Origin of the sequence: Megasphaera massiliensis (genome assembly GCF_036305205.1) — a bacterium.
GTDB classification, from domain to species: Bacteria; Bacillota; Negativicutes; order Veillonellales; family Megasphaeraceae; genus Megasphaera; species Megasphaera massiliensis.
The window spans coordinates 66,326-80,256 of record NZ_JAXIXE010000042.1 but is presented as its reverse complement, the minus strand read 5'-3'; the positions used below and the strand labels follow the sequence as shown (position 1 = coordinate 80,256).

Below are 13,931 nucleotides of genomic sequence, written 5' to 3'. Positions count from 1 at the left end.
CAACGTAGATCGGATTAAAGAAAAGCTTGGATGGCAGAGCCCGATTTCCTATCGGCTAGCCAATCAAACTGCATAAAAAAATTCCGAGCAACTATTTCGGGTTGCTCGGAAATAAAAGTCTAACTTTTTGGGGTCACATCAAAATTCATTTCAATGCCTCGCAAAACTTCGCCGGCTGACACCTCCGTCTACGGTCTCTGAAGGGCTGTAGGAGTCGACGGACCGCAAGAACTCCATATGGATGACGAGACACATAAAACGAGACTGCCATAGATATCTATGACAGTCTCGTTTTCATGAGGCCGTCCTCCCGGGACAGCCCCGCCTAACCTTTAATACTTATTTGTCGTATGCCTTTTCTAAGCGTACATAGCCTTCATAACGGTCCTTAGCATCTTCTTCGGTCTTTTCAAAGAGAGCTTCGGCAATTTCCGGGAAGGTGCGCTGCAGGGACGAGAAGCGAGTTTCGCCCATGAGGAATTCGCGGAAGTTATCTTTCGGCGGTTTGGAATCGAGGATGAACGGATTCTTGCCCTGTTTCTTCAATTCCGGATTGTAGCGCCAGAGATGCCAGTAACCTGCATCGACAGCACGTTTTTCTTCGAGCTGGCTCTGACCCTGACCGATCTTGAGGCCGTGGTTGATGCACGGTGCATACCCGATGATGAGGGACGGGCCATCGTATTCTTCAGCTTCTTTGAGAGCCTTCATGAACTGGTTCTTGTCGGCGCCCATAGCGACCTGTGCGACATAGATGTAGCCGTACTGAGCCTGCATCATGCCGAGGTCCTTCTTACGGGTCTTCTTACCGGCTGCGGCGAACTGAGCGACAGCAGCTGTCGGCGTAGCTTTCGAAGCCTGGCCGCCCGTATTGGAGTAAACTTCAGTATCGAAGACGAGGACGTTGATATCTTCACCCTGCGCCAGGACGTGGTCCAAGCCGCCGTAACCGATATCGTAAGCCCAGCCGTCGCCGCCGAAGATCCACTGGCTCCGTTTAACGAGGAACTGTTTCATATCGTAAACCTGTTCCAATTCAGGTTTGCCGTCTTTTTCAGCTTCGAGGAGAGCGATGACCTTATCGGACCGTTCGCGAGTACCTTCACTCTTAGCCATGTTTTCTTTCCAGTCTTTCAGTGCAGCCTGTAATTCAGGACTTGCAACGTCCATAGCCGCATCGACGTACTGAGCCAAGAGTTTCCGTTCCGTCTTTTCAGCCAGCATCATGCCGAAGCCATATTCAGCGTTGTCTTCGAAGAGAGATGTCGACCAAGCCGGGCCATGACCCTGTTCGTTCTTGGTGTAGCCGCAGTCCGGTGCACTGCCGCCCCAAACGCTGGAACAGCCGTGAGCATTAGCAATGATCATGCGGTCGCCATAGAGCTGGGTAATAACTTTACAATATGGGGTTTCAGCACAGCCTGCGCAAGCGCCGGTGAATTCGAGCAAGGGCTGTTCGAACTGGCTGCCGATAACGGTGTTCTTGTCCATCGGATTCGGTTTAATCGGCAGGTTGATGACGTAATCCCAGAGATCTGCTCTGTATTCTTCTTCGTCGAAGGGTTTCATCGTCAAGGCCTGTTTCGGGCAGACATGCGTACAGCTTCCGCAGCCGAGGCAGTCCATGACCGATACGACGATATTGTATTTGTATTCCGGTGCTGCTTTGATTTCCTTATCCTGATAGCCTTTAGGAGCGTTCGCAGCTTCTTCCGGCGTCATGAGGAAGGGACGGATAGCAGCGTGAGGACATACGAAGGAACACTGGTTACAGCCGATACACTTTTCAGCATCCCAGCTCGGTACGAACATGGCAACGCCGCGTTTTTCTTCAGCAGCCGTGCCCGTCGGCCAACGACCGTCTTCAAAGCCGTCATATGCGCTAACCGGAAGGTCGTCGCCTTCGAGAGCATTGACAGGAATGGAGAAGTCACGGAAGAATTTCGTGTGTTTCGACATATCGACCGGTTCGTCAACAGCATCAGCCCAAGCGGCCGGAACATTAACTTTGACGATAGCAGACAAGCCCTGGTCGATCGCTTCGTTGTTCATATCAACGATGTTCTGACCTTTTTTGCCGTAAGATTCGACAACGGATTCTTTCAATTTAGAGATAGCCAAGTCAAGGGGAATGACGTCAGCCAGTTTAAAGAAGGCCGACTGCATAATCATGTTGATGCGGCCGCCAAGACCGATTTTCTGTGCAATACCAACAGCGTCGATGATGTAGAATTGGACGTCGTTGCGGGCGATGGAGCGTTTAATTTTAGCCGGTAATTTTTCATCGAGTTCTTCCGGTTTCCATACGGTGTTCAGTAAGAAGGTACCGCCCTTCTTGATGCCCCGCAGGAGATCGAAGCCGTGCGTATAGGATTGACGGTGGCAGGCGATGAAGTCTGCGTCATTGATGAGATACGGCATCTTGATCGGCGTATCGCCAAAGCGCAGGTGAGAAACGGTAACGCCACCGGATTTTTTCGAGTCATATGCAAAGTATGCCTGAGCGTACATATCGGTGTTGTCGCCAATGATCTTGATAGCGCTCTTATTCGCACCGACCGTACCGTCGGAACCGAAGCCCCAGAACTTACAAGCTTTCAGGCCTTCACCAGCCGTGTCGACGTTCTGGACACGCGGCAGGGATTTATGCGTAACGTCATCGACGATGCTCAAGGTGAAGTCGTTCTTCGGTTCGAAGGCTTTCAAGTTGTCAAAAGCAGCTACGACGTCGCCCGGTAAGAATTCTTTCGAAGCGATACCATAACGGCCGTGGTAAACTTTCGGAGCTACGTCAGCAGCAGCGAAGGAAGCAGCTACGCTGTGGTACAGCGGTTCGCCGTTAGCGCCCGTTTCTTTCGTGCGGTCCAAGACGGCAATCTTCTTAACCGTATCAGGAACGGCTGCCAAGAAGTGTTTTTCCGACCACGGACGGAACATGTGAACGTTGATACAGCCGACTTTTTCGCCTTGTTCAACGAGCAGTTTAACCGTTTCTTCAATGGTCTGTGCGCCAGAACCCATAGCGACGAGAACGAGTTCAGCATCAGGAGCACCGGTGTAGTTGAAGAGATGGTATTCACGACCGGTGATTTCGCTGATTTTCTTCATGTAGCCTTCCGCAACTTCCGGAACGCGGTCGTAGAATTTGTTCAAGGATTCACGATGCTGCATAAAGACTTCAGCCGGTTCGCAGAAGGAAATAGCTTCCGGATTATCCGGGTTCATGCCGCGTTTACGGAATTCACGAACGGCATCCATATCGAGAAGCGGACGGAGTTTTTCATAAGGAATAACTTCGATTTTCTGGATTTCGTGAGACGTACGGAAACCATCGAAGAAGTTAATGATAGGGATACGACAGGTAATAGCCGTTGCATGGACGACAGCAGCCAGGTCCATGATTTCCTGAACACTGGATTCACACATCATGCTGATGCCCGTGCCGCGCATAGCCATGGCATCGTCGTGACCGGCAAAGATCGTGTAACCGTTCGTTGCGACTGTACGGGAAGCGACGTGGAAGACGCCCGGCAGCAATTCGCTGGAAATTTTGAACATATTACTGAGCATGATCATCATGCCCTGAGAGGACGTGAAAGTCGTCGTAAGGGCACCGGTATTCAAAGCACCGTGCATCGCACCGGCAGCACCTTTTTCAGACTGCATTTCCTGAACCTGGACGGTTGCGCCAAACAAGTTCTTACGGCCATGAGCAGCCCATTCATCGACGTGTTCAGCCATCGGCGATGACGGCGTAATCGGGAAGATGGATGCCAGTTCCGTAAAGGCATAGGCAATATGGGCGGCTGCCTCGTTGCCATCCATAGTCTTAAAAACTTTCTGTGTCATAATACTGTTCCCCTTTCTGTAAAACATCGTAACTTGAAAGAATCCGTGTACACTTGGAGTCATCCCATTACATTGCAAGGACAAAATAATCACTATAAGCTATGTAGCTATGGTATTAACTAGATGACTATTTGTTATCCTCATTGTACTATTTATAAAAATTTTACGCAAGAGCTTTCCAGTAAAACGTTCATCTTATGCCGATTCTGTCTAAACGCATACATATTTATGTAATCGTTGCATGGACTTTACGAGGAACAAAGATTCATCATGACGACGATTACATTTTATAAAGAAAAGAATCCGTAAAGGTTCTGAAAAGTAAGAGGGCCTTAAATTTGTGAAAGTTTTCCCATCAAAGGTCAATACAACAAACAAAAAAAGGCCCCGCATTATAGCACAAAGCGTAATGCGGGGTCTCTGTTACAGGTTATTAGAGGGCCTTTTCGATAATCGGATCTAATTCTTCCGGAGTCGTGCTCGGTTCAAAGCGCTGAACCTGGCTGCCGTCACGGCTGACGAGGAATTTCGTGAAATTCCATTTAATGCCGTTGCCTTCGGCGTTGTCCGGATAGTGTTCAGCTACGACCTGCTGAATCAGGCGGCCGCTGTCTTTATCCGTTTCATAGCCTTTGAAGGGAGCAGCTTCGGTGAGGTATTTGTAAAGGGGATCTGCCTTTTCACCGCGAACGTCAATTTTGGCGAACAGCGGGAAGGTAACGCCGTGGTTCAGGCGGCAGAAATCTTCGATATGTTTATTATCTTCCGGATCCTGTTCCAAGAACTGGTTGCACGGGAAACCGAGAATGACTAAGCCCTTGTCCTTATATTTTTTATAAAGAGCTTCCAAGCCATCGTACTGCGGCGTAAATCCGCATTTGCTGGCCGTGTTGACGATAAGCAGCAGTTTGCCTTCATACTGGCTCAAGGCAACGTCGCCGCCGCGGATATCTTTAACGGTAAAATCAAATACTTTCATTGTGTTATTCCTCCTGTTTCTCTTAGACGTCATGAATTACGCAGCCACCAAATTCCGGTGAACACATAGCGCTGTCAAGGGCCGGAGCTTCTTTAACGGAGAAAGTTTCCTTCCACAGGCCGTGGAGGTTGCAGTATGCATAGACTTCGCCATTATCGCCGGTTTCAAAATGAGCCTTCGGTTCTTCACCCGGTTTGAGATAATGGATATCTACACCTTTATCGTCGACCAAGGCAATCCATTCAATATAATGTTTTTCTTCCATCGGATGAATGACAGAACCAACCTGAACTTCCAGATGGTTGTCGATTTTCTGGATACAGGGGACGTGTTTTTCCTGTGCGGCATCAACGGAACCAGCTACGAGATGAGTCAATTTTTGGCCTGCATAAATTACTTCTTCCGGTGCCTGTGCGCCGACGACGACCAAAACTTTACCATCTGCATCATTGCGGTAAAATTCAACATGCTTCATATCAATTCCTCCTCCAGGGGATAGCACCCCTCAATCAAAAATAAAAATAAGCTATATAATCTAAAAAAATTATAAGCATTTGCTTCCTAATTAATACTTTTTCTTATGTGCTTATTATAGGTCAAATTGTCATATTTGTCAATAACGGAGAATTATTATTCTTTATATAAGTAAGTGCAGAAAGACCTTACAGACTTCCATTTTCGATGATTTTATGCAGGTTTTACGGGCTTTACCGCCCATTCCGAAAAGACAGATTTCTTATTATAATATTTTTTTCTCCCATTTTACCACTCGCCTTTCATCAAAATTCCGTCGTATCGTTCCGCAACATGAATTCGGCAAAGGCAGCCTCCCTCCATAAAATGAACAAGGCCTCCACGGCTGTGCATAGAAAAGCCGCCGCAACATGGCTGTTGCGGCGGCAGGGCTAACTTTTTGGGGTCACATCACAACAGTTCTGCTGCGGCGGCCGGGCTTTTTTTATATCAGAATAAGAAACGTCGTTGTACATGCAGATACGTCAAAGGCAGTTACACTCCGTCAACGAGATGAGCTGCATCCATCTCGGGAACGACATCATAATGGCGGACGCCCCTTTCTTCGGTACAGCGGAGAAGTCCCTTATCCATAAGATACTCGACATGAGACAAGGTTTCTCCTAAGGCAAACCACTTCTGCGTCGGCGGAAAGTCTTTCCAGGGTTTGCCGCGCATGGACCAAGTCATATGGGGTGCAATCTCATAGGCCGTGCTATGCGGATATTCCGCGGCCAGGCGAAGGACTTCACGGAGGCGTCGGTCGTGATGAGCCAGAAGTTCATCGATACGGCCGACGACCGACGTATCACCCTCCCGATGAGCCGGCAAAGCTTGGCTGACCGGCAGGTCCTTCACCTTCTTCAGGCTTTCCAAATACCGCTGCAGTGCCTGCTTCATATGGTACCAAACCTGGATATTCGGCGTAATGTCAAACAGGATGTGGTCGCTCGTAAAGAAAATCTTTTCCTTGGGCATATAGAGGCAGCACAAGCCCGGCGTATGCCCCGGTGTATGAATGACCGTAAGCTCACAGCCCGCCAGGTGCAGGACGTCTCCATCAGCGACCGCGTTAATCGGAAAATGCGGGTCCGGTGAAAAAGTTCGAGCCTGATTGGAAAATTGGCTCTTGATTTCTTCCGGCGGCATCCCTTCGCGCATGAAATTGTCTTCAGCAGCCTTCCACGTCGAGCCGTCTTCCGAATCGACAAGGTATTGATAGTCGACGGGATGCATGTAAATCGGGCAGCCCGCTTTGGCAAAGAAGCCGACAAGGCCGGTATGATCCGCATGGAGGTGCGTCAAAAATAAGGACGTGTGGCGGAGATCAATGCCGAGCTCTTCTAAACCGCGGCACAGGGCCTCACGGCATTCCGGACGATTAAAGCCCGTATCGATGACCAGATTCTCGCTCTTACCTTTAATGACATAGGCATTTAAATACTGGAGCGGATTATCCGGTAATACGACGCGGATGCGGTATACATCCGGCGACGCATGCAGTTTTTCAATCATAAGGTCCCTCCTAAAGGTACGTAGAAAAAGAGACTGCCGCAGACGCGGCAGTCTCTTGTACTCATAGTTTCTTTTTCCGCGGATTGTAGCGGTTCATGCCCTTGTCGACACCGAGGCGCAGACAACCTTCAATGGCCGTCGCGGCATCTTCGATGCCCTGGAGATACTTTTCACGCAGTTCTTCCGGAAAGGGCGTCAAGACGTGATCGATGACATCGTGATGAGGGAGCGGGCGGCCAATACCGACGCGAAAGCGGGTAAAATCGGTGCAGCCGTTGGCAAAGAGACTCTTAATCCCATTATGTCCGCCGTCACTGCCGTTCTTACGAATGCGCAGACGGCCGACAGCCAAATCCATGTCGTCATAAGCAACGTAAACATCAGGCTGCTCTACCTTATACCAACGCATCAGAGGCCCCACGGCCCGGCCGCTGTCATTCATGAATGTCTGGGGCTTGACCAAGATGATTTTTTCATCGTCAACGGTCACCTGGGCCACGAGGGCATCCATTCGCTCCTGCCAGGACGTCACTTCCCAGCGTTTTGCCAGCTCATCGATGACATCGAAACCCGTATTATGTTTTGATTGTTCATATTGACGGCCCGGATTGCCCAGGCCTACGATCATATGCACGGTATCGTTTCCTTATTTATCGAAAAGACGGCTGACAGAGACGTCATGGAAGATGCGCATAATCGCTTCACCCAAAAGGGGAGCTACAGAAAGGACCTTGATCTTGTCGCTCTGTTTTTCCGGCGGCAAGGGAATCGTATTGGTAATGATCAATTCGGAGATGACCGATTTCTGAATTCGTTCGACAGCCGGATCGGTGAGGACGGCATGGGCGCAGGCTGCAAATACGCGGGAAGCTCCCATTTCCTTCAAGGCTTTGGCACCGCCGCACAAGGAACCTGCCGTATCGACGATATCGTCGACGAGGATACAGGTCTTGCCCTTGATATCGCCAATGATATTCATGACTTCGGCAACGCCCGGACGAGGACGGCGTTTTTCGATGATGGCAATAGGCGCACTGACCCGGTCTGCCAGGTCACGGGCACGGGTTACGCCGCCGAGGTCCGGCGATACGACGACGAGGTCACCCAAATCGGTTTCTTCTTTTTTCTGGTTAATATACCGAGCGATGATGGAAGCCGAACCGAGGTGATCGACAGGGATATCAAAGAAGCCCTGGATCTGGCCGGCATGGAGGTCCATCGTAACGACGCGGGTGATTCCCGCTCTGGTCATTAAATCAGCAACCAGTTTCGAGGTAATCGGTTCACGGCCGCGGGTCTTGCGGTCCTGACGAGCATAGCCATAGTACGGAACAACGGCGGTAATATGTTTTGCCGAAGCGCGTTTCAGGGCATCCGCCATGATCAGCAGTTCCATGAGGGTATCGTTAGCCGGCTGGCAGGTCGGCTGAATGACGAATACATCCTTACCGCGGACGCTTTCATCGATCATGACCTGAATTTCACCATTATTGAACTTACCGACAAAGGCCTTGCCTAATTCTAATCCAAGGTACTCAACAATTTCTTTGGCCAATTCCGGATTGGCATTCCCCGTAAAAATCTTCAGCTTTTTCCCGTCTTCGTAACTCATAATGAGCCTCCCTGTATGAATATTGTAATATATGATTCGATATAAAAACCGATAAACGCTAGGTGGAGAAAGTGTTATTTCTTATAGGTATCGTCTTTAACCCAGTCTTCGATATTGCGCTGCCGAGCGCGGGCAACGGATAAGGATTTGGCCGGTACGTCTTTGGTAATCGTAGAACCGGCACCGACATAGGCGTAATCACCGACCGTAACCGGCGCTACGAGGTTACTGTTGCAGCCGACAAAAGCGTGATTGCCGATCGTCGTGCGGTGCTTGATTTTTCCATCATAATTGACAGTAATCGTCCCGCAGCCGATATTGACGTTCTGACCGACATCGCTGTCGCCGATATAACTGAGGTGAGGCAGTTTTGTGCCGTCTCCGACAGTCGAGTTTTTGACTTCCATATAATTTCCGACTTTTACGTGATTACCGATAACCGTATCGGGGCGGAAGTGAACGAAAGGCCCGACTTCACAGCCGTTTTTGATTTGGCAGTCATGAGCATACATGAACTGAACATGGTCATCATCGCCCATCTGTACATTGGTCATGCGGACATAAGGGCCGATGTGGCAGTCTTCGCCGATGACCGTCTGTCCTTCGAGAATCGTTCCCGGATAAAGTACCGTATCGCGGCCGATGGTAACGGTCGTGTCGACATAGGTATTATTAGGATCAATAATAGAAACGCCATCGGCCATGAGCTGGTCCAGTTTACGGCGACGCATAATTTGTTCTGCTTCTGCCATTTGCTGACGGGAGTTGACCCCCAGCGTTTCATCATAGGACGGAGCTGCAAAAGCACTGACAACGCGGCCCGACGATACGAGCATGCCGATGATATCGGTCAAGTAATACTCGCCCTGAGCATTGTCATTGGTAACGTTGTGCAGCATATCCCACAAAAGGGGCATATCAAAGCAATAAATGCCGGCATTTACTTCGTCGACAGCCAGTTCTTCCGGCGTGCCGTCTTTTTGCTCGACAATTTTGACGACCTGCCCTTTATCATCACGGATAACGCGGCCGTAGCCCGTCGGATCCGGCATATGTGCCGTCAGTACCGTTGCCGCAGCATCACTCTTTTCATGGCAGTCGATGAGAGCCGTAAAGGTTTCCGTCGTTACCAAAGGAGTGTCGCCGCAGGTAACGAGAAGTGTACCGGAAGCGCCTTGCAACAACGGTTCCGCCTGCAGCACAGCATGACCGGTACCGAGCTGTTCCTGCTGTACAACCGTTTCAGCCCGGTCACCGAGGTAGTCGCGGACCTGTTCTCCGCCAAAACCGACAACAACAATTTGGCGCGTCGTTCCGGCTGCCTTAACAGCCCGAAGCACCTGTTCCACCATCGGAACGCCGCCGACTTTGTGTAAAACCTTGGGGAACTTCGATTTCATTCGCGTCCCCTTACCGGCAGCGAGGATAAGTGCAATAGTATTTTTCATTCAGCAATAGCCTCCCTGAATTACATCACTATATAAATCCTTTTAAGGATACCACAAAACGAGGCGAAAAAAAAGGCTGTTGCACAACTTACTGTACAACAGCCCCTTTTCAGCTAATGGATATCCTAGCATCAACTTGAGATTAACCTAATACATAAACGACGACGTCTTGACGGCCGAAATTAAGGGCTTCACTAGTAGAATCCATGGCCAAGTCAATACGGTCACCGACAATAGCTCCACCGGTATCAGCGGCAACGGCATAGCCGTAACCTTCGATGTAAAGCTGAGAGCCGAGGGGAATAACCGACGGGTCAACGGCAACCATACCACGCTGGAGATACTGGCCGGTTGCAGTGTATCCACTGCCGCCGCCATCTTGAGCCGTATAAGCCGTAGCTTCCATAACCAACCGACGCTGGTGACCTTCCGTCGCCGATGCAGCTTCTTCCGGAACCGGGCGACCGCTGGCTTCAGAGAGCGCTTCCATCGTCTGCGAGCCGACGATTCCGTCGGCAGACAGACCATGGTCTGTCTGGAACTGTACGACAGCCTGCTGCGTCTGAGAACCAAAATCACCATCTGCACTACCGGACAAATAGCCCGCATCTTGAAGCATATATTGAACACTCTGTACGACAGAGCCTTTCATTCCCATTTGTACACTTGCACAAGCCAAAGACGAAAATGCAAATACAAAGATCATTGTCACTAATATCAACATACGATGTTTCAAAATACGATTTCGCAAAAAACCACCTCTTCGAATGAATACAATCTCAAGTACGTCCTGAATTATAGCAAACTCATCACCATAAGTCAAAAAATTGGATACTTAAACCTACTTTTTGATTGTTTTATTCTCCGTTCTAATCGTTTCCGAAACATCATATGTGCCTTAATACTCAAGTATGACAGATATTTTTTAGTACCTAGTCCTATTTTTCTATAATTATTATACATTTTTACATATCTTCGCTGCCTGTTTTCTCCACAATATTTCTTATAGATTGAGCACCTTCGACAGAGTCAGTCAGCACATAGAGGTAGTCCCCTGCTCGTAGACAAGTCTCTCCATCCGGTATGATGTCGCCGCTGCCGCGCTTTACGTCAACAATGACCGTATGAGACGGCCAGGCAATGCGGCCGATATATTTTCCATCGGCCTGACTTCCACTGACGACGGTCAATTCCAAGAGGTTTCGCCGTTCACTCGACGATAAGGCAGGTTTATGCTTGGCCAGGCTCCGCCGGAGCAGCACTTCATAAATCGGTTCCCCCCGAAAGAGCTGGGCCACGACGAGGGCCACCAAGGAGGCCGTACATAAGGCTAGCAGGTGCTCATATGAGCCGGTCATTTCCATAATGAGAATAGTCCCTGTAACCGGTGACTGAACGGAGGCCGCAAAAAAAGCTGCCATGGAAATAACGACGATGTTCGACAAGTAATACGATGAAATGAGCCCCATCTGAATGAAAATAATTCCCACCATACCGCCGGTCAGGGCGCCTAAGACCAACATGGGCAAAAAGAAACCGCCGGGAACGCCGCAGCCGTAACTGATAAGGGTGAACAGAAATTTTCCGATCAGCAGGAGGGCAAACAACTGAAGTGACAGCGGCAGGGTATACAGGGCATTAACCAACTCATTGCCGCCGCCGAGGACGTCGGGAAAAACATACCCCAACACCCCGGCCATGAGTAAGGCAAAGGCAATGGGCATGTAACGATTGCGAAAGATGGGAAGTTCATAAAAATAATGGATATTTAGTAATCCTTTATTAAATATTACCCCGGCAATTCCGACAATAATTCCTAAAATTACGGCCAACCACATATAGCGCAGGGGAAAGTGCGGCAAGATTCCGAAATGAAAAACAGGTTCTCGTCCAAAGAGGTAGCGACTGACCATGGTCGCCATCAATGCCGCCGCCATAGCCGGTGCCAAAACGACGCCGGAAAAGTTGCGATGAAGCTCTTCCAAGGCAAACATGACGCCTGCCAGGGGCGCATTAAAAGCCGCTGCCAACCCGGCACTGGCGCCGGCTGTGATGAGGTACCGTTCCTCCATCCGCGTCCGCCCAAAGGCTCGGCTCAACCCTTGGGCTGTCACGGAACCGATCTGAATCGACGGTCCTTCACGTCCTAAAGACAAGCCCAGCCCGATGCCGACGATACCACCGACCAGCTTAACCCAAAGTACTCGCAGCCAGCGCAGGCGCAGGACGCCCAAAATGACACCTTTAATTTGAGGAATCCCACTGCCGCCTGCTTGTGGTTCATAAATCCCCAAGCGCCATAATAACAAAGCTGCCGCCAGCAGCAGCGCAAACCAAGCCGCGTGAACAGAAATGTCACCCCGGCTCAAAACATTGGCATAAAACCACTGTCGCCACAGGGTTCCCGTTTCCAAGCCCCAGCGAAAAAAGCTGATAACCGTTCCCGACAATAAGCCGACTAAAATGCCTTCTAAAAAAAGCTGCAGCCGAAATCGAGGCCAATGGTTCAAAACCTTTAGCGCCGCTTCCAACCGTGTATCACCATGCATCATATTCACATCCCTTTCTGATTCACTGTGAAAATTATACCACAGGCTCCTGTTGTTTCGTATAATAAGGATATATATAATATAAATATATAGACCTTTCGAAGCAGAATGAGCCAAAAAATCCGCTCCCATGGCAGGATTTCAGGCTTTATTATAGAAATATATACATAATATAGAAAAACGGAAGGAGGAGCGGCTTATGAACGACAGCTATAGACCGACATTCAATATTCACGAAGCAGTACGCAAAACCTTGCCTTATATGATGGAAATGAGAGAATATTTCCATGCCCACCCGGAATTAAGCGAAAAAGAATTCGATACATGCAAGACGATTTTTCAAGAATTATCCCTGATGGGTATTGAAGACGTGCGAATCATCGCCGGTACCGGAGTCACAGGCCTGATACACGGGGCCCTTCCCGGACCGGTCGTCCTCTTGCGAGCCGACATCGATGCCCTGCCGCTGACCGAAAAGTACGACTGCCCTTATTCATCCCTCGTAGAAGGAGTCATGCATGCCTGCGGCCACGATGGTCATGCGGCCAACTTATTAGGTGTCGCCAAAATTCTCAACAAGCATCGAGACTGCCTGCGCGGCACCATCCGTCTGGCTTTTCAGCCGGCTGAAGAGGGAAACGGCGGCGCCGCCCGCATGATCGATGCCGGTATCCTCAACCTGCCGCCTGTCGACTATGCCTTGGGTCTGCATGTGGCCGGCAGTCTCCCCAAGGGTTATGTCGGCATCGGCCGCGGCGAAATCGCGTCTTCTTGTGACGATTTCACGATCACACTCCACGGCAAAGGCGGACACGGCTCCCAGCCGTCAGCCTGCATCAGCCCGATACAGATGGGCGTCGACATTATCCAATTGATTCAAAACTTCGTCTACAACCGCTATGCTGACGGCGACGGCATCGTCCTCACCTTCGGCCAGTTCCAGGCCGGCCACAATCCTAACGTCATCCCCGAAACAGCCGTTTTAAAAGGGACCCTCCGGACGTATCACGAAGAAAAACGGCGCATCATCCTCGACGCCCTGGAGCAGATTTTGAAAAATGTAACCTCGACGTATGGCGGTTTCTTCGATTTGGACGTCGTCCCCTTCTCCCCGGTCTGTGTCAACGACGACGGCGTTACCGATAAAGTTACCCATATCCTGCAGCAGCACTGTGCCGATCGGGTCAACGTAGTGGCCTTGAAACGCGGCGCCGGTTCTGAAGATTTTGCCTATTTCAGCGAGGCCGTCCCCAGTGCCTTTTATTATGTCGGCGTCTACGGCGATGCTCCGGTCAGCGGCCATTCACCGGACTTCCACTGGGACAGCAACGCCTTGAAGTATATGTGCGAAACCCTGCTTCACATCGTCTATTACTTCGAAAGCTATTGAATTCATTTTGGCATTGTATAATTACATATCCATAGTATAATGAGGGAGTATCCATATAATAAGGAGTGATATGACT

The 13,931-nt window shown here is 49.9% G+C and carries 10 protein-coding genes; 1 reads left to right on the top strand and 9 read right to left on the bottom strand.

Annotation, left to right across the window (positions count from 1 at the left end; genetic code table 11):
- Window positions 1-339: 339 nt before the first annotated feature.
- From nifJ to UCI88_RS09665, 9 genes are all read right to left on the bottom strand, one after another.
- Window positions 340-3,849, bottom strand: a complete 3,510-nt coding sequence (gene nifJ, locus UCI88_RS09705) for a pyruvate:ferredoxin (flavodoxin) oxidoreductase (protein ID WP_330024184.1) — start codon at window positions 3,847-3,849, stop codon at window positions 340-342.
- A 433-nt stretch (window positions 3,850-4,282) separates the two neighbouring features.
- Entirely contained in the window at window positions 4,283-4,828 is a 546-nt protein-coding gene (locus UCI88_RS09700; protein WP_044505394.1) for a glutathione peroxidase, read from the bottom strand.
- A gap of 22 nt (window positions 4,829-4,850) precedes the next feature.
- Complete coding sequence (locus UCI88_RS09695; RefSeq protein ID WP_044505393.1) at window positions 4,851-5,303, bottom strand: desulfoferrodoxin family protein; 453 nt, start codon at window positions 5,301-5,303, stop codon at window positions 4,851-4,853.
- Window positions 5,304-5,836: 533 nt separating this feature from the next.
- Window positions 5,837-6,856 (bottom strand): MBL fold metallo-hydrolase, encoded by a 1,020-nt coding sequence (locus UCI88_RS09690; RefSeq protein ID WP_256179650.1) that lies wholly within the window; start codon window positions 6,854-6,856, stop codon window positions 5,837-5,839.
- Window positions 6,857-6,917: 61 nt separating this feature from the next.
- A complete protein-coding gene (gene pth, locus UCI88_RS09685) occupies window positions 6,918-7,484 on the bottom strand; it encodes an aminoacyl-tRNA hydrolase (RefSeq protein ID WP_044505472.1) in 567 nt (188 codons plus the stop codon).
- 18 nt (window positions 7,485-7,502) lie between these two features.
- Entirely contained in the window at window positions 7,503-8,468 is a 966-nt protein-coding gene (locus UCI88_RS09680) for a ribose-phosphate diphosphokinase (protein WP_044505391.1), read from the bottom strand.
- A gap of 74 nt (window positions 8,469-8,542) precedes the next feature.
- On the bottom strand, window positions 8,543-9,916 hold the full coding sequence (gene glmU / locus UCI88_RS09675) for a bifunctional UDP-N-acetylglucosamine diphosphorylase/glucosamine-1-phosphate N-acetyltransferase GlmU (protein WP_330024183.1): 1,374 nt from the start codon (window positions 9,914-9,916) through the stop codon (window positions 8,543-8,545).
- A gap of 142 nt (window positions 9,917-10,058) precedes the next feature.
- The gene (locus UCI88_RS09670; protein WP_081651757.1) at window positions 10,059-10,622 is read right to left on the bottom strand and encodes a peptidoglycan-binding protein; all 564 of its coding nucleotides are present in this window, start codon (window positions 10,620-10,622) and stop codon (window positions 10,059-10,061) included.
- Between the two features lie 259 nt (window positions 10,623-10,881).
- Window positions 10,882-12,465 carry a ClC family H(+)/Cl(-) exchange transporter gene (locus UCI88_RS09665; protein WP_256179652.1) on the bottom strand — a complete coding sequence of 528 codons (1,584 nt, stop codon included), beginning with the start codon at window positions 12,463-12,465 and terminating at the stop codon, window positions 10,882-10,884.
- Between the two features lie 199 nt (window positions 12,466-12,664).
- On the opposite strand from UCI88_RS09665, the gene UCI88_RS09660 reads away from it, so the two are divergent.
- Window positions 12,665-13,855, top strand: coding sequence for a M20 metallopeptidase family protein (locus UCI88_RS09660; RefSeq protein ID WP_044505389.1), 1,191 nt, complete (start codon window positions 12,665-12,667; stop codon window positions 13,853-13,855).
- Window positions 13,856-13,931 lie beyond the last annotated feature (76 nt).